This window comes from Paenarthrobacter sp. NyZ202 (genome assembly GCF_049860755.1).
Taxonomy (GTDB): domain Bacteria; phylum Actinomycetota; class Actinomycetes; order Actinomycetales; family Micrococcaceae; genus Arthrobacter.
The window spans coordinates 104,527-120,317 of sequence record NZ_CP187556.1; the positions used below are offsets into that span (position 1 = coordinate 104,527).

At 67.2% G+C, this 15,791-nt stretch carries 16 protein-coding genes; 11 read left to right on the forward strand and 5 right to left on the reverse strand.

Annotated features, from left to right (window positions below; translation table 11 throughout):
- Positions 1 to 38 precede the first annotated feature (38 nt).
- Positions 39 to 434, forward strand: a complete 396-nt coding sequence (locus tag ACPFL9_RS00525) for a DUF1761 domain-containing protein (RefSeq protein WP_426005133.1) — start codon at positions 39 to 41, stop codon at positions 432 to 434.
- Between the two features lie 6 nt (positions 435 to 440).
- Here the strand turns inward: ACPFL9_RS00525 and ACPFL9_RS00530 are convergent, their stop codons facing one another.
- Positions 441 to 890 (reverse strand): SRPBCC family protein, encoded by a 450-nt coding sequence (locus ACPFL9_RS00530; RefSeq protein WP_426005134.1) that lies wholly within the window; start codon positions 888 to 890, stop codon positions 441 to 443.
- A gap of 27 nt (positions 891 to 917) precedes the next feature.
- Positions 918 to 1,661 (reverse strand): ANTAR domain-containing protein, encoded by a 744-nt coding sequence (locus tag ACPFL9_RS00535; protein WP_426005136.1) that lies wholly within the window; start codon positions 1,659 to 1,661, stop codon positions 918 to 920.
- Positions 1,662 to 1,803: 142 nt separating this feature from the next.
- Here ACPFL9_RS00535 and ACPFL9_RS00540 point away from each other — a divergent pair, with 142 nt between their 5' ends.
- Positions 1,804 to 2,574: a sigma-70 family RNA polymerase sigma factor gene (locus ACPFL9_RS00540; RefSeq protein ID WP_426005137.1), complete on the forward strand. Its 771-nt coding sequence runs from the start codon at positions 1,804 to 1,806 to the stop codon at positions 2,572 to 2,574.
- Between the two features lie 32 nt (positions 2,575 to 2,606).
- Here ACPFL9_RS00540 and ACPFL9_RS00545 read toward each other — a convergent pair whose 3' ends face one another.
- Positions 2,607 to 3,575 carry a glycosyltransferase family 9 protein gene (locus ACPFL9_RS00545; RefSeq protein WP_426005139.1) on the reverse strand — a complete coding sequence of 323 codons (969 nt, stop codon included), beginning with the start codon at positions 3,573 to 3,575 and terminating at the stop codon, positions 2,607 to 2,609.
- 86 nt (positions 3,576 to 3,661) lie between these two features.
- Here ACPFL9_RS00545 and ACPFL9_RS00550 point away from each other — a divergent pair, with 86 nt between their 5' ends.
- From ACPFL9_RS00550 to ACPFL9_RS00580, 7 genes are all read left to right on the forward strand, one after another.
- On the forward strand, positions 3,662 to 4,291 hold the full coding sequence (locus ACPFL9_RS00550) for a D-glycero-alpha-D-manno-heptose-1,7-bisphosphate 7-phosphatase (protein ID WP_426005141.1): 630 nt from the start codon (positions 3,662 to 3,664) through the stop codon (positions 4,289 to 4,291).
- A complete protein-coding gene (locus ACPFL9_RS00555) occupies positions 4,288 to 5,376 on the forward strand; it encodes a glycosyltransferase family 9 protein (protein ID WP_426005142.1) in 1,089 nt (362 codons plus the stop codon). Before ACPFL9_RS00550 ends, ACPFL9_RS00555 begins: the two co-directional genes overlap by 4 nt.
- Complete coding sequence (locus ACPFL9_RS00560; RefSeq protein WP_426005143.1) at positions 5,373 to 6,473, forward strand: glycosyltransferase; 1,101 nt, start codon at positions 5,373 to 5,375, stop codon at positions 6,471 to 6,473. The genes ACPFL9_RS00555 and ACPFL9_RS00560 overlap by 4 nt, the downstream gene beginning before the upstream one ends.
- On the forward strand, positions 6,470 to 7,738 hold the full coding sequence (locus ACPFL9_RS00565) for a glycosyltransferase (RefSeq protein ID WP_426005145.1): 1,269 nt from the start codon (positions 6,470 to 6,472) through the stop codon (positions 7,736 to 7,738). Before ACPFL9_RS00560 ends, ACPFL9_RS00565 begins: the two co-directional genes overlap by 4 nt.
- A 71-nt stretch (positions 7,739 to 7,809) precedes the next feature.
- Positions 7,810 to 8,490 carry a D-sedoheptulose-7-phosphate isomerase gene (locus ACPFL9_RS00570; protein WP_426007636.1) on the forward strand — a complete coding sequence of 227 codons (681 nt, stop codon included), beginning with the start codon at positions 7,810 to 7,812 and terminating at the stop codon, positions 8,488 to 8,490.
- Entirely contained in the window at positions 8,487 to 9,935 is a 1,449-nt protein-coding gene (locus tag ACPFL9_RS00575; RefSeq protein WP_426005146.1) for a PfkB family carbohydrate kinase, read from the forward strand. The genes ACPFL9_RS00570 and ACPFL9_RS00575 overlap by 4 nt, the downstream gene beginning before the upstream one ends.
- 44 nt (positions 9,936 to 9,979) lie before the next feature.
- Entirely contained in the window at positions 9,980 to 10,675 is a 696-nt protein-coding gene (locus ACPFL9_RS00580) for an SDR family oxidoreductase (RefSeq protein ID WP_426005148.1), read from the forward strand.
- Here the strand turns inward: ACPFL9_RS00580 and ACPFL9_RS00585 are convergent.
- A complete protein-coding gene (locus tag ACPFL9_RS00585; protein WP_426005150.1) occupies positions 10,644 to 11,852 on the reverse strand; it encodes a glycosyltransferase family 9 protein in 1,209 nt (402 codons plus the stop codon). The two genes, ACPFL9_RS00580 and ACPFL9_RS00585, sit on opposite strands and share 32 nt — an antisense overlap.
- A 113-nt stretch (positions 11,853 to 11,965) precedes the next feature.
- On the opposite strand from ACPFL9_RS00585, the gene rfaE2 reads away from it, so the two are divergent.
- Together rfaE2 and ACPFL9_RS00595 are read left to right on the forward strand one after the other, a co-directional pair.
- Positions 11,966 to 13,483, forward strand: a complete 1,518-nt coding sequence (rfaE2, locus tag ACPFL9_RS00590) for a D-glycero-beta-D-manno-heptose 1-phosphate adenylyltransferase (protein ID WP_426005151.1) — start codon at positions 11,966 to 11,968, stop codon at positions 13,481 to 13,483.
- A gap of 23 nt (positions 13,484 to 13,506) precedes the next feature.
- Positions 13,507 to 14,541: an NAD-dependent epimerase/dehydratase family protein gene (locus tag ACPFL9_RS00595; RefSeq protein WP_426005152.1), complete on the forward strand. Its 1,035-nt coding sequence runs from the start codon at positions 13,507 to 13,509 to the stop codon at positions 14,539 to 14,541.
- 23 nt (positions 14,542 to 14,564) lie between these two features.
- Here the strand turns inward: ACPFL9_RS00595 and ACPFL9_RS00600 are convergent, their stop codons facing one another.
- A complete protein-coding gene (locus ACPFL9_RS00600) occupies positions 14,565 to 15,647 on the reverse strand; it encodes an FUSC family protein (protein ID WP_426005154.1) in 1,083 nt (360 codons plus the stop codon).
- Between the last annotated feature and the right edge of the window lie 144 nt (positions 15,648 to 15,791).

The window sequence follows — 15,791 nt, forward strand, 5'->3', positions numbered from 1 at the left end:
TCCACCCAAGTACAGGACAGCAGGTGAAAGGGGCAGGCGTGGACGTCTACATCAACTGGCTGGCGGTGGTGCTGGCAGCGTTGGCGACCTTTGTGGTGGGCGGACTGTGGTATTCCGTGCTTTTCGCCAAGCCCTGGCAGAGGGCCGCCGGTGTCACCGACGAGCAGCTGAGGTCCGGAACGGTGCGGGTGTTCGCGGGGTCGTTCATCCTGGCGGTGGTCATGGCCGTTTTCCTGGCGGCCTTCATCGGCCGGGGAGGGGCAGCATTCGGAACGTTCGCGGGCCTCGCTGCAGGTATCGGCTGGGTGGCTGCTGCCCTTGGCGTCAATTACCTGTTTGAACGGCGCAGCCCTGTGCTGTTCGCCATCAACGGCAGCTACAACGTGGTTACTTTCACGGCCATGGGCGCCATCATCGGTGCCCTGCAGGCGTAGGGGAAGTCAGCCCACCCGTCCGCGCCACGCCCCGGTTTCGCGGCCCCGGTCCTCGATGAAGTCCTTGAACTTTTCCAGGTCCGCGGCCACCTGCATTTCATCCGCCGAAAGCGCGGCGCCGGCTTTCTCGAGGAATCCTTCGGGCTCCCATTCCAGGGTGACGCTGACGCCGCAGTGTTCCGGGCCGAGATTATCGAATCGGACGGTCCCTGCATTGCGGGGCTCGTCGAGGCTTTCCCAGCTGATCACCTGGTCAGGTACCTGCTGGGTGATGCGGGCGTCGTATTCACGTTTTACGCCGCCCACCTTGGTGGCGAAGTGCAGGGTAGTGTCATCGATTTGGCGGACACTCTCGACCCCCGTCATGAACTGCGGAAAGGTCTCGAACTGGGTCCACTGGTTATAGGCGACCGTAACGGGAACCTCGAGTTCCACGGCCTTGGTAATCGTTTGCATGGCGTGTGTACCTCGCCTTGGTAGTGCCTAGCTGAAGTGCGTTTCCACGGGCCCGCCACCGGCCGAGTTGACGATGGCCTGCGCGACTTCGCGGAGCTTGATGTTCCTGTTGCTGGAGGCGCGCTTGATGAGCTCTACGGCCTCTGCCTGGGTGCAATGGTTCTGCGCGATGATGATGCCGGTGGCCACGTCAATGACCGTCCGTGACGCCATTGCCGCCTTCAGGTTGCTGGCGGTTTGGCTGTGCTGGGCGATCATGATGGCCAGCCTGAGTCCCTTGGATGCCTGTTGGACATAGTCCGTGGCACGTTGGACGGCGGTCTGGTCGAAGGCGTGCGGTCGTTCGGAGTAGAGGTTAAGTCCTGCCTTGGCGCCGTCTTCCGGCAAGGGAAACGGTACGGCGAGGACGGAACGTATCCCTTGCCGGATCGCTACTTCGCTGTACTCGGGCCAGGTGGCGTCGTTTTCCAGGTCCGTGATGTGGACCAGCGTCCCTTCGCGTGCGGCAGTGAGGCAAGGACCGTCGTCGAACTGGTACTGAAGCTCGTCGAGTTGCAGCGCGCGTTCACCGCTGCTTGCGGCGGTGGCGGCTTCGCGGTGCCGCAGCAGGGTCAGGCCGCAAAAAACTTCACCGGCAGGCGAGCTGAACATTGCCGACGAATGGCGTGCAAGCTCGGTGAGGAACGCCCCGACCTCGGGGTTGTCCAGGAGCAGGTCCTGCACGTCCGTGGCCACCGGCGGGGACTCTTGGGTCAGTTGTGGGTCTTCCATCTGGATCTCCGATCCCTGGACGAGGCTACTCTTCGAGACTAGTCCTGTACACCCGTTGAAAGCTAATAGTAAGTGTGCTTCTCTTTTTAGGGAGTCTTGCCGTGGGCTCACCCTTACCAACAGGTCAAAGGATTGAAGCCACATGCGACAAGCCCGACCCTTGCAGTACACAAACCGGGCCAACGCCCCGGAAAGCACCATTAGACAGAGCTTCCAGGACGGCCTCGTCCTGGACCACCTGAACCTGGCCAAGTCCATCGCCGCGCGCTATTCCGCGCATACCCACGATCTCGACGACGTCCGGCAGGTTGCGTATATGGGCCTCATCAAGGCGGCGCGCGGCTACGACGAAGCCAAAGGGGTGAGCTTCCCCGCCTATGCCGCCCCGACGATTGCCGGCGAGGTCAAAAGGTACCTTCGCGACCACTGCTGGGTGGTCCGTCCGCCCCGCCCCATCCAGGACGTGCGCCGGCAGGTATTGGCCCGCACCGAGGAAATGACCCAGGCGCTGCAGCGGACACCCTCGCCCGAGGAAGTGGCCGAGGACCTGAAGCTGGAACCATGCCAGGTGCGCGAAGCCCTGATGGCAGGTACCAGCAAACGCCCCGATTCGCTGGACGCTCCCGCGGGCGAGGGACGCGACGGACTTCAGGGCTCCCTGTCAGCGCAGGGCTGCCCGACCGAGCGGCTGGAGGATGTGCTGGCGTTGCGGAACGCCATCCGCAGCCTCAGCGCCGAAGACCGTCACTTGCTCTACCGGCGGTACTACCGCGAGGAAACCCAGTCCACCATCGCCGACGCCCTGGGGATGTCGCAGATGCAGGTTTCCCGCAAGCTGTCCAAGATCCTGGTGGCACTCCAGACCCAGCTCCTGGACGAGGAAGTACACAGCCAGACAGGGACGGCTCCCTAAGGGCACCCGGAGGGCCGCGCCGCTGCGGCTGCTCAGGGCTCCAGCGAGTCCACGGCCTCCAGTACGTCGCGGACACCCACGGCAAGGAGCGCGGGGTCAGGATCCGGAGCAAAAACGTCACCGCGTCGGAGCCCGACGGCGGTAAGCACCTTGTGCGGCCCGGGCGGCGGGCCCCATTCCTCGGCAGGAGCGGGCCCAAACAGCACGACCGACGGGCGTCCGTAGGCCGACGCGAGGTGCGCCGCTCCGGTATCGGCTGAGACCACCAGCCGCGCCTCCGCGATGGTGGCCGCAAAGGCGGCGAGCCCCTGCTGCCCGGCCAGCACGCCGCCGTCGAGGTTTACTCCCTTGAGCTTGGCCAGAGCGGCGGTGGCTTCCGCGCGGTCCCGTTCCGATGTCCCGCCTGTGAGCACCACGTTGTGTCCGGCGGCCGCAAGCTCCACGGCCACGTCCGCGAACCGCTCGATCGGCCAGAGCCTGCTTCCGTAGGCGGCGCCCACGTGGATGACGGTGGCGCCCGGGCGGGGCGAGGGGACGCTGGGTTTGTTGAGCCGGAAGTCGAGGGGGTCCGCGTCTATGCCGTGCCAGGCCAGGAGCCGGGTCCAGCGCTCGCGTTCGTGACGGCCCGTAACCCATTCCGGCCCCTCCAGTGCAGGCAGCCCGTCCAAGGCCGGCGACTGGTGCGCGATCACGCGCCGGGCCTGGAGTTCGTGAATCCGACGGCGGCTTTCGGGGCCGTTTCCATGCAGGTTCACCGCAACGTCAACGGTGCCCGGGGCCATGGTCAAGGGGTCGTCCAGCCCCGGCGTGGGCAGGTGGTCGATGCCACCCACCAACTCCAGGGCTTCGGCGATCCAAGCCGGTGCCGCGTACAGGATCCGGTGGTCCGGGTAGGCCTTGCGAAGTCCGCGCAGGGCCGGAACCGCAACCAGCAGGTCCCCTAGTTTCAGCGCGCGCAGGGCGAGCAGTACCGGCTGTTTGTTGTTTTCGATGGTGTTCACTGAGTCCTCCCGCCAGGAGTCTATCGGCAGGAAACTTATCATCCCGCCGCTGTTTAGCGCTTGGAGAACTGGGGAACGTTGCGGGTATGGGAGGAACCGGAACGTTGAAAGCGGTCCTGTTTGACCGCGATGGAACGCTCGTCGTTGATGTGCCATACAACGGCGACCCGCAACTGGTGCGGCCCATGGACAGTGCCCGCCCGGCCTTGGAAAAAGTCCGCAGGGCAGGCCTGGCGACAGGGGTAGTGAGCAACCAGTCGGGCGTCGCTCGTGGCCTGTTGACGATCGGGCAGGTAGAAGCCGTAAACCAGCGGGTGGACCAGCTGTTGGGGCCATTCGATGTATGGGAAGTGTGCCCGCACGGACCGGGGGACGGCTGTGGATGCCGCAAACCGGCGCCGGGAATGATCCTCAGTGCGTGCCGCGCCTTGGGCATCCGGCCTTCGGAGGCCGCATATGTTGGGGACATCGGTGCCGACATGCAGGCCGCCACCGCTGCCGGCGCACGTGCTGTCCTGGTCCCCACGGACGTGACCCGCGAAGAAGAGATCGATGCGGCGCCCCTGGTGGCACAGGACCTGTGGCACGCCATCGAATTGTTGCTGGCCCCGGTGGAGGAAGCCCCGCCGCTGCTGGCCGCGGAACCGGGGCTGGCCGCGGAACCCGGGCGGGCCGCGGAACCCGGACGGGCCGCCGTCGAGGATGTGCCTGCATGAGCCGCGTCCTGGTGGCCCGGCTGGACAGCATGGGCGACGTCCTCCTTTCCGGCCCGGCAGTGCGTGCGGTAGCCAACGGGAAGCGGCCGGATGGCAGCGCGCCCAACGAGGTTGTCCTCCTGTGCGGGCCTGAAGGAACCGGTGCGGCCGAGATGCTGCCCGGAGTCACCCAGGTGCACACGTGGCCGTGTCCGTGGATCGTGAACCCCGCCCCGCCGGCCACTGAAGAGCTGACGCAGGGCCTGGTTGAGTTCGTCCGCAGCTCACGGATCGAGGAGGCCGTGATCCTCACCTCCTTCCACCAGTCCCCCCTGCCCTTGGCACTCCTGCTGCGTCTGGCGGGAGTAGGGAAGATCACCGGCGCGTCCACCGATTACGCCGGTTCGTTGCTGGACGTCCGGCTGAAGCCGGGAGAAGACTTCCCCGAGGACCAGCCGGAGGTAGTGCGGGCCCTCGGGATCGCCAGTGCCGCCGGCTATGAACTGCCGCAGGGCGACGACGGGAAACTGCACATCCAGCCGCCCCCTGACGATGACGAACTGGTGGACCAACTCGCCGACGAAGGCCCTTACATCGTGGTGCACCCGGGTGCCGCGGCCCCGGCGAGGGCCTGGCCGGCCCTGCACCACGCTGCCACGGTGGAACTGCTGGAAGCCTATGGGCACCGGGTGGTGGTCACGGGCGGACCTGGCGAAACGTCGCTGACGGCCACCGTGGCCGGGCCTTCGGCGCAGAACCTGGGTGGCAGGACCAACCTGCGCACCCTTGCAGCGGTCCTTGAGGGAGCCGCCGTCGTGGTCACCGGCAATACCGGACCCGCCCACTTGGCTGCAGCGGTGGGAACTCCGGTGGTGTGCCTCTTCTCTCCCGTGGTCCCGGCCATCAGGTGGGCGCCGTACGGGGTCCCGATGGAACTGCTCGGCGACCAGGAAGCCCCGTGCCGGAACACGCGCGCACGCCATTGCCCCGTTCCAGGGCACCCCTGCCTGAGTTCCGTAACCCCCGAACAAGTGCTGGAAGCAGTCGAGCGGCTCCTGGGTGGAGTGTCGTCACTGGCCACGCGAAGAAAGGTCTGGAAACCATGAGGATCCTGGTGTGGCATGTCCACGGTGGATGGATGGAGGCATTTGTCAGGGGCAGACACGAGTACCTTCTGCCGGTTGAGCCCGACGGCGGCCCTTGGGGCCTGGGGCGCGGTGGCCGTGAGTGGCCGGCCGCCGCCAAGGAGATAGACCTGGCCACGATCGACCCCGACAGCGTGGACGCCGTGGTCCTGCAGCGGCCCGAGGAGATCGCCGCCGTCGCGCGGACCCTCGGGCGCAAACCGGGCGCAGACCTGCCGGCTGTGTATTTGGAACACAACACCCCCAAGGGCGATGTTCCCTTTACGCTGCATCCGATGGCCGACCAGCACTCCATTCCCGTAGTGCATGTCACCCACTTCAACCGGTTGTTCTGGGACACGGGATCTGCGCCTACCGTGGTGATCGAGCACGGCATCCCTGACCCGGGCCACCTCTACACCGGCGAACGTGCAGAAATGGGCGTGGTGGTCAACGAGCCCGTCCGCCGGGGCCGGGTGACCGGGACGGACCTCCTTCCCGGGTTTGCAGGCATTGGACCGTTGCGGGTTTTCGGCATGGGAACCGAGGCCCTGCCCCAGGCCTTGAACCTGAAGAACCATGGCCTCAGCGAAGAACGGCTCAGGATTGCCGGGGACGTCCCGCCAGCCGGGATGCACCAGGAACTGGCACGCTGCAGGGTCTATCTGCATCCTCTCCGCTGGACGTCTTTGGGGCTTGCCTTGCTGGAAGCCATGCATCTGGGCATGCCCGTCCTGGCCCTGGACACCACGGAGGCCGCCCGTGCCATACCGCCGGGAGCCGGCATGGTTTCCAACAATCCGGAGGAGCTCCACGCCTTCGCACGCAGGCTCCTGGATGATCCGGAGGAGGCCCACGCAGTTGGCCTCATGGCACGTGAAGCCGCCTTGGAACGCTACGGGCTTGGCAAATTCCTGGAGGCCTGGGACGGGCTCCTGGCCGATCTCGTGGCCGATTCCGGCATGGAGCCAAGGGGCGGCCGGGCACAGGAATCCGGCCACCCGCACCACGGAACGGACCACCGGCCGCAACCCGGGACGGTGCCCGTCAGCCATGAGAAAGAGAGGACGTACCCATGAAGATCTCCATGGTTTCCGAACACGCCAGCCCCCTGGCCGCGCTGGGAGGAGTGGATGCCGGCGGGCAGAACGTCCACGTCGCGGCACTCTCTTCCAGTTTGGCCCGACGCGGCCACCAGGTCACCGTCTATACCCGGCGCGACGATCCCTCCTTGCCTGCAACGGTGCAGGTAGCCCCGGGACTCAGCGTGGTCCACGTGGACGCCGGTCCGGCCGCCCGGATACCCAAGGACGAGCTCCTGCCCTTCATGGGGGAGTTGGCCGACGGCATCTGCGCCCACTGGGGCAACCAGACACCTGACGTCGTCCACGCACACTTCTGGATGTCAGGGCTGGCCGCCATCCAGGCTGCCCGACGCTCCGGCGCGGCCACAGCAATCCCCGTCGTGCAGACCTTCCATGCCCTGGGCGCCGTCAAGAAGCGGCATCAGGGAGCAGCAGACACCAGCCCGCCGGCACGCGACTGGCTCGAACCCTGGGTCGGCCGAACCGCCGACTGGGTCATTGCCACGTGCCCGGACGAGGTTTTCGAACTCAAGGCCCTGGGCATCAGCAGGTCGAAGATCTCCATTGCACCCTGCGGCGTGGACCTTACCCTGTTCCCAGGGACGGAGCAGGCGGAGGCCAAACCCAGGGCCCACCGCATCCTCAGTGTTGGACGGTTGGTGCCGCGCAAAGGCGTGGACCTAATTATTCAGGCGCTTCCCCTCCTGGCCGAAGCCGGCTTCGACGACGTGGAACTCCTGATCGTCGGCGGTTCCGGGGATGCGCTCACCCTGGAAGAAGATCCCGAGGCCCAGCGCCTGCGCGCACTCACCAAGGAACTCGGCGTCGAGGACAAAGTCACCATGCGCGGCCAGGTTCCCCGCGACGCGATGCCCGGCATCTTCCGCAGCGCCGATGCCGTGGTGTGCGCACCGTGGTACGAACCCTTTGGCATCGTGCCGCTGGAAGCCATGGCCTGCGGTGTTCCCGTGGTCGCAGCGGCAGTGGGCGGCCTCCGTGAAACAGTGGTGGACCAGAAGACCGGCCTGCATGTCCCTCCACGGAACCCCGAAGCGATTGCCGACGCCCTGGCCAAGCTCCTGGCCGACCCCGCGTCCCGGGCCGACATGGGCAAGGCCGGCATGCGCCGCGCCCGCTCCCGCTACTCCTGGGACCGCATTGCCGCTGACACCGAAAAAGCATACCGATCCGTCCTGGCTGCCGGTCTGTCCCGGCAGGCCGGTGAGGGCCTGGAACCACTGGAAGGAACGGCACTGTGACTATCAAACCCGTGACCATCAAGCCCCTGACCGCCAAACCCGTACCCGCCAAGCCCGTACCCGCCAAGCCCATGCCTGCCCGCAGGCCCATCCCGGACACCGTACCGGCCGGGTGGGGAGGTTCCCCGGACCCTCGCGGCCCCGGCAGCACCGAAGAAGTCACCACGCATCTGGACAACGTCCTCCCGGCGATCGAGTCGTTGCGCTCGCAGGCGGGCAGGCTCTCCGCCTGGGGGACGGAGCTCGCCCATCGGCTCCTTGCCGGGCAGCGCCTGCTGGCAGCGGGAAACGGCGGATCCGCCGCCGAAGCGCAGCACCTCACCGCCGAACTCGTGGGCCGTTTCGACGGAGAACGCGCACCCTTCTCCGCGATTTCGCTCCACGCCGAGTCGTCGGCTGTCACCGCATTGTCCAACGACTACGGATACGACGAAGTCTTCGCCAGGCAGGTCCGCGCGCATGGCCGGGCCAGCGATGTCCTTATCCTGCTCTCCACCAGTGGGCGCAGCCCCAATCTCCTGAACGCAGTACGTGCCGCCAAGGAACGCGGCATCACCACGTGGGCGCTCACCGGCACCGGACCGAACCCCCTCTCGGAAGCCTGCGACGAAGCCATCATGGTCGACGCGATTGCCGCGAACGCGCAGGAAGGCCACCTCATCGCCGTCCACGCTGTATGCCGTGCCTTCGATGCCGAGGTCGCCCGCCGCACGGGCAGCGGGCCTTCACCAAGCGTCGGAGCATCGTCATGAAAGTGACAGTCGTGGGCGATGTCCTCCTGGACGTGGACATCAACGGAACCGCCTCCCGCCTCAGCCCCGACGCGCCGGTGCCGGTGGTGGACGTCGGTGACGTCCGGCGTCGTGCAGGCGGAGCGGGCCTGGTAGCTACCCTCCTTTCGCAGGACGGCAACCATGTCACGCTGGTCACCGCGGTAGCGGACGACGACGGCGCAAGCCACCTCAGGCGCGCCCTGTCCGGTATCACCGTGCTCGCCGGAGAGCCGCTTGCCCCGACGCCCACCAAGACGCGGGTGCGGATCGGATCACACCCGATGGTGCGCTTCGATGAAGGCTGCGCGCCGGCCCCCACCCCCGCCTGTACGCCGGAGATGGTGGCTGCCATAGCATCTGCCGGCGCGATCGTAGTGGCCGATTACGGCCGGGGCATCACCGCCAATCCGGACATCCGCGCCGCACTGTCGGAAGCAGCGCGACGTGTCCCGGTGGTGTGGGACCCCCACCCGTCCGGTTCCTCGCCCGTGCCCGGTGTCGCCGTCGTGACTCCCAACCTTTCCGAGGCAATGGCCGTGGCCAAAGCGGCAGGACTGGACGCGTCCGGTGCCGGTCCCATGGAGGCCGGGCGGCACCTGCAGGAGCACTGGCGGAGCGAGGCAGTACTGGTGACCAGAGGCGAGGAAGGCGCCGTGCTCCTCCGGGCTGCGGCCGATGCGGTGGAGATACCCGCGCCGAAAACTTCGGTCACGGATCCCTGCGGCGCCGGGGACCGGCTGGCCGGAAGCCTGGCCGTGCACCTCGGCCGCGGTCTGGCACTGCCCGTGGCCGCCGCCCGCGCCGTGGAGGACGCCTCGGCATTCCTGGGAGCCGGCGGGGCAGCTGCCCTGGTAGCCGCGGTGGGTGACGCACCTGCCGCAGTGCGCAAGAGGCCCTCCGGCGATGGGGAGCGTGCCGTCGTCGAGCTCAAAGGCCTCGGCCTGCCCAGCGGCCATGCGATGGGGCTGGAGCCTGACGGTATCCAACTGGCTGCGTCGGTCCGCAGGAGTGGCGGCACGGTGGTAGCCACCGGAGGATGCTTCGACCTGCTGCATGCCGGGCATGCCCGCACGCTGGCTGCGGCGCGCAGCATGGGGGACTGCCTGGTGGTGTGCCTGAACTCGGACGAGTCCGTCCGGCGGCTGAAGGGCCTGCACCGGCCGATCGTCAGCCAGGAAGACCGGGCGGAACTGCTGCTCGCATTGTCCTGCGTGGATGCCGTGGTGATCTTCGGCGAGGACACCCCGGAAGCCTGCCTCGACCTCCTGCGGCCCCACATCTGGGTCAAGGGCGGCGACTACGAACCCGAAGATTTGCCGGAAGCCCGCCTGGTGGCGGGCTGGGGAGGGCGTTGCGTCACAGTGCCCTTCCACCCGGCGCGCTCCACCAGCGGCCTGGCGGCAGCCCTGGCCAAAGTGGGCTGAACAGAACCTGCTCCTGCAGAGAACCGACCAACGAAAGGAACCGCATGAACACGCAAACCCCTGGCCGCGTCATCGTTACTGGAGGCGGCTCCGGCCTTGGCGCAGCAATCGTGGGGGCCATCAGCAATGCCGGCGGCACCCCGGTGGTCTTCGACCGGAACATCAGCAACGTCTCCGGCGCAAAGGCGTTCGAGGTGGATGTGGCCAACCGCGAATCCGTGGAAGCCGCCGTCAAGGAAGCCGCAGAAAGCCTGGGCGGCCTGGACGGCGTGGTGACGGCAGCGGGCATCGACAGGTGCGGCAAGCTGGGCGACGTCCCGGCGGAAGAATGGGAGAAAGTCATCGGTGTGAACCTCCTGGGCACCGTTTCCACCATCCGCGCCGCGTTGCCGTACCTGAAGGAATCCCGTGGCCGGGCCATCACCATCGCCTCCACCCTGGGCCTCAGGGCCCTGCCGGATGCCACGGCCTACTGTGCCTCCAAATTCGGCGTGATCGGCTTCAGCCGGGCGCTCGCCGCGGAAACCGGCGGGGTCATCGGCGTGACCACCATCATCCCGGGCGGCATGAAGACCCACTTCTTCGACGACCGTGACGAACAGTACAAGCCGCAGGACGACTCCAAGCTCAACGATCCGGCAAATGTGGCCCAGGCAGTGGTGTTCGCGCTGTCGCAGCCTTTCGGCAGCGAGGTCCGCGAACTTCTGATCACTCCTGCAGAAGAAGGCTCGTGGCCGTAAGGTCCAGCACATCCTGAACAACGGCGGCCACGGCGATGCCCCTGATGAGGGTGTCGTCGTGGCCGCAGTGCGGTGCGGTCCAGCCGACCTGGGTGACGTCAGCACCGCAGACGGGGCACTCCGTCACCCAGGACATGTGGATGCGGTGCTGGCTGCGACCCCGGGCGCCTGCATTGAAGACATTGCCGACCCAGAAAATCCCCACCGTGGGCGTGCCGAGGGCCTGGGCCAGGTGGCGGGGGCCGCTGTCGCTGGCCAGCATCACCGTGGCCGATTCCAGGAGCGCTGCAAGCTCCCCGATCTCCAGCTCACCGGCCACGGACCGGACGGCGTCACGGTGTTCGGCCGGCAGTTTGGCCGCGGCGCATTCCGCCACTTCCTGGGCCAGGGCCTTCTCCGAGCGGTCGCCGACCACCAGGACCTGTGCTCCTTCCAGCGCTATTCCCACTACGGCCTCGGTGAAGTACGACGCCGGCCATCGCCTTCTGGGATCGGTGGCACCCGGGTGGACCACCACGAGGGAGGCCCGGTCCGGGTTCCGTAGGGTTGCGGTGTTCCGGCGGTGCTCGTCCCGGGCCCGCAGCAACGGCGGGATGATGGTGGGCGCCCCGGCCAGGCCCGCTGTCTCCAGCCAACGGTCGGGTTCGTTCTGGTAGTAGACGTAGTCCAGGTTCCGCTCGAGGAACCGGGCGTCCTTGGTGCGGGTGCCTGCGGTATGCCGGGCGCCGAGCCTGAGGAGGAAGGGGTTGGAGTACCTGCCGCCGCCGTGCATCTGCAGTGCAAGGTCGAACTTCCTGGCGCGCATGGAAGCGAAGAAATCCTCCACGGCCTGCTCGTCCTCGTCGGTATTTCCGGATCCACCGTCACGCACGCCCTCCGCGAACGGGAGCAGTTCCACAGCATCTATGGGACCATCCGTGGCGGCCGCCAGGGCGGCGTGGATCGGTGTGCCCAGGAGTGTGATGGTAGCGGTGGGGTAGGCCGCCTTGAGGGCATACAACGCCGGGTAGGTGTAGATCAGGTCGCCCAGTCCGCCGCCCCGCAAAACAGCGATCCGTTCGACTCCCGTGAACTTTTCCAGCACCGGCCCAACACCCTGGCCCACGCGGCGGGCGGATCCGGCCGGGCGGGCTGCTTGCATCCCGTTGTTGGTGCCTGCAGGCGGGGGAACGACCATGAGTATTTCCCTTCGTGGGGGGTGCTGGAAAACTTCCGGCGCGGCGTGTGAAGCCCGGACCGCGGGGTACCTGAGGGGAACAGGAACATGCCGCCTCTACCGGAAGGTACCCCATGGTTCGCCTATCCAATCAAGAAGGTTTGGCTGAGTGGCTGCCCCGCCGCCTGGCCGAGGAACGCCCCGTCATCACGGTCATTGGCGATGCCATCCTGGACGGCTGGTGGGAGGGGCTGATCGAGCGTTTTTGCCGCGAGGCTCCTGCGCCGGTGGTTCAGGTGCAGCGCCGCGAGTACGCACCTGGCGGGGCTGCCAATACCGCCATGAACCTTGCCGCGCTGGGCGCCCGGGTCAGGTTCGTTTCTTTGGTGGGGGAGGACGAGGCGGGCCAGCGGCTCAGGGACCGGATGGCGGATGCAGGAGTGGACGTGTCCGGCGTGGTGTCGCATCCTGACATGACCACCACCACCAAGTTCCGCGTCAGCAGTGGAGGGCAGGTGATGCTGCGCCTGGACGACGCCGCGGCCGAGGTGCCGGATGCCGGACTGCGGAAGCTGGCTGGTGCCATCCCCGCAGCAGTGGCCGGTGCGGAGGCCGTGGTCCTGTGCGATTACGAGGCCGGAACCCTGGACGGGCCGGTCCGGTCCGCGTTGCTCGCCGCGCTTGGTCCCGAGCAGCAGCGGAACCTGCTGGTGGTGGATGCGCACCATCCCGCCCGCTGGGCCGAACTGCGCCCGGACCTGGCCACCCCCAATGCCATGGAAGCTGCCACCCTCCTGGGTGCGGAATTTCCCGGCGGTGCCGCTCGGTGCCCCTTTGTGGAAGCCCACGCGGAACAGCTCCTTCGCGCCTCCGGTGCCGCCGCCGTCGTCGTTACCCTGGACAGGGAGGGCACGTTGACCCTGCGCTCCGGCGAAAGCGGCAACCTGCCCCCGCATCACCGGACCTGGGCCAGGCCCGAGGCCGAAAAGCAGGCATCCGGTGCCGGCGATACGTTCGTGGCGGCGCTGACGCTGGCCCGGGCAGCGGGACTGCCCCTGACCACCAGCGTGGATCTCGCGCAGGCCGCCGCGGACGTAGTGGTCCACCGGCCCGGCACCTCCGTGTGCAGCACGGAGGAACTCGCCCGGCACCTGGGCGGATTCGCGGATACCGCCCTGTCGGCAGATGAACTTGCACGGCAGATCGAGGCGCACCGCCGGGAGGGCCAAAGAATCGTCCTTACCAATGGATGTTTCGATGTCCTGCACCGCGGGCACACCCGGTACCTCAACCAGGCCAAGCAACTGGGCGACGTGCTGGTGGTGGCGCTCAACAGTGACTCCTCCGTCCGCAAGCTCAAGGGCCCCGACCGGCCCGTCAACCACGAGGCAGACCGTGCCGCAGTAATCGCGGCGCTGAGCTGCGTTGACCACGTGACCGTCTTTGACACTCCGACGCCGATCCCGCTGATTGAGCTGCTGGAGCCGGACGTCTACGCCAAGGGCGGCGACTACACGCCGGAAATGCTGGCGGAGACGGAAGCCGTGGAACGATACGGCGGCACCGTGACCATCCTGGACTACGTGCCCGAACACTCCACCACCGCCGTCCTGGAACGCATCCGCTCCACGGGCGACACTCCCACCGACTAAGTCCCAACCTCAAGGGGAACCAGATGCGGATCGTCATTACCGGTGCCACCGGCAACGCCGGCACTGCACTGCTCAAACGGCTCCAGAAGGCGCGGACGGAGGAAGGCGCGGACCTTGAACTCGTGGGCATTGCCCGTCGTGAACCTGACCGGAATGCCGCCCCCTACAAGGGTGTGGAGTGGCACACGCTGGACGTTGGCCACTACCAGGACCGTGGGGCACTGGAACAGGCCATGGCAGGAGCAGATGCCGTGGTGCACCTTGCCTGGCAGATCCAGCCAAACCACAACCGCGAGCTCCTTCGCCGCACCAACGTGGCGGGCACGGCCCATGTCCTGGGGGCGGCGCGCCACGCGGGGGTCAGGCATGTCGTGTGCGCCTCGTCAGTGGGCGCCTACTCTCCGGCACCCAAGGACCAGCGGACCAAGGAAGGCTGGCCGGCCGGCGGGGTGAAAGGCTCACACTACAGCGTGGACAAGGCCGCCCAGGAACGGCTCCTGGACAGCTTCGTCAAGGAGAATCCGGACATTGTGGTGGCCCGGCTCCGCCCTGCGCTGATCTTCAGTTCCGAGGCCGGCAGCGAGGTAGGCCGGTACTTCCTGGGGCGGCTCCTTCCGCGGCTCATTCCCCGCAAACCCTGGCTGCCCGTACTACCTGTTCCAAAGGAGCTTGTGTTCCAGGCAGTCCACTCGGACGACGTCGCCGATGCCTACTGGCGCGTCCTCGACCAGCGCGCCGAGGGAGCGTTCAATATCGCCGCGGAACCTGTACTGGATCCGAATGCGCTGGCGTGGATCTTCAAAGCCCGGCGGCTGCTGCCGTTGCCGCTTCCGGTGCTTCGCGCCGTCGTCGATCTTTCCTGGCGGCTGCGCCTGCAGGTGACGGACCCGGGGTGGGTGGACATGGCGGCGGGCGCGCCGGTGATGGACACCGGCAGGGCGCACGGGTTGCTGGGTTGGATGCCGCACAAGTCCTCGCTGGAGGCATTGACCGAAATCCTGGACGGCCTGGGTGCGGGGAAGGGGCGGAAGGCTTCGCCGCCGCTGACGCCACGCTGATGGGTCCGCACCCAGGTGGCCACTCAACCGGCTGTGGCCACCGCGGTAATCATCCGCCGGATACTCATGGCCACGGAAGCTGCCGCATTCACTGAGGCCTGTCCCGCTGCGGCTTCGTTGATCGCCTCGCCGAGGGCCGCCACCCTATCCCTGGCCTCATCCAAGCGGGCGTTCCGTTTCTCCGCATCACCTGTCCGCCACTCATCGATCATCCCCGACGCAGCTTCCAAGGCCTCGGACAGATTGGCCAGGACGCTGTCCGGAATCACGGTCCCGGCGTCCTCTTCCCAGATCACGCTTTGGAGGACGTCCGTAATGTCCTGCACGTGGAACGTCAGGCGCTCCACCGTCCGCATTCCGGCCAGCGCGCCAGGGATACGGCCCGGACGACGCCGGGACCTGGGATTCGCTTTTGCGCTCACTTCCGCTTGGTGGACGGCGGTCCGCACGTTTGCCGCGGTTGCGTCCAGTTCGCCGCTGCGGCTTGCCCAGGCCTCATGGTCGGGTGGCCAGGACTCCTGCATGGCGCGCGCCATGTCGCTGAGCTGCCGGGAGAGGGCCCGTTGGTGTCCGGCCAGTGCCGGATCGATGTCGTCCAGGTGGAGCGGTGGGAACACCAGCCAGTTGACGGCGAATCCCACGGCGACTCCCATGCCCATTTGGAGCACATAGGCGAAGGAGAAGCCCTGGGCATTGGAATCACCGAGGACCAGCACGAACAAGGCGGCCATGGGGACCCACTCCGAGGCCGAACCCAGGCGGGGCAGGCCACCGATGATGACGCCCAGGCCCACCACCAGGGCCACGGCCCACGACGTAGGACTGGCTACCGTCGTCACGGCAAAGGCCATGGCAATCCCCAGCGCCAGGCCCAACAGGCTCTGCAGCCCGCGCTTGGCGGAGTCGGCCACGGTGGGGTGCATGCTCACCAGGGCGCCCAGCGGGGCATAGTACGGGTAGGCCGCCGCGGGGCCCGGCATGAAGGGGGCCAGGTACCAGGCCAGGCCGGCGGCGATCGCTGTTTTGGCGGCGAAAAGCAGCCGCTGGCGGGTCACGGTTTTTTGCAGAGCGGGGATCAGCCGCCCACTGATGGGCTTATGCCTCATTGTTCCAACGTAGGCACGTTGCCTCCGACCTGTCGAACCCCCGGTCGGGCCCGGGAACTTTTGAAAATATGTGTGATTGAAGCCGGGACAAGGGGGTACACACCCATTTGATAGTAACGATACTTACTATCCCGGCTGCTGTCC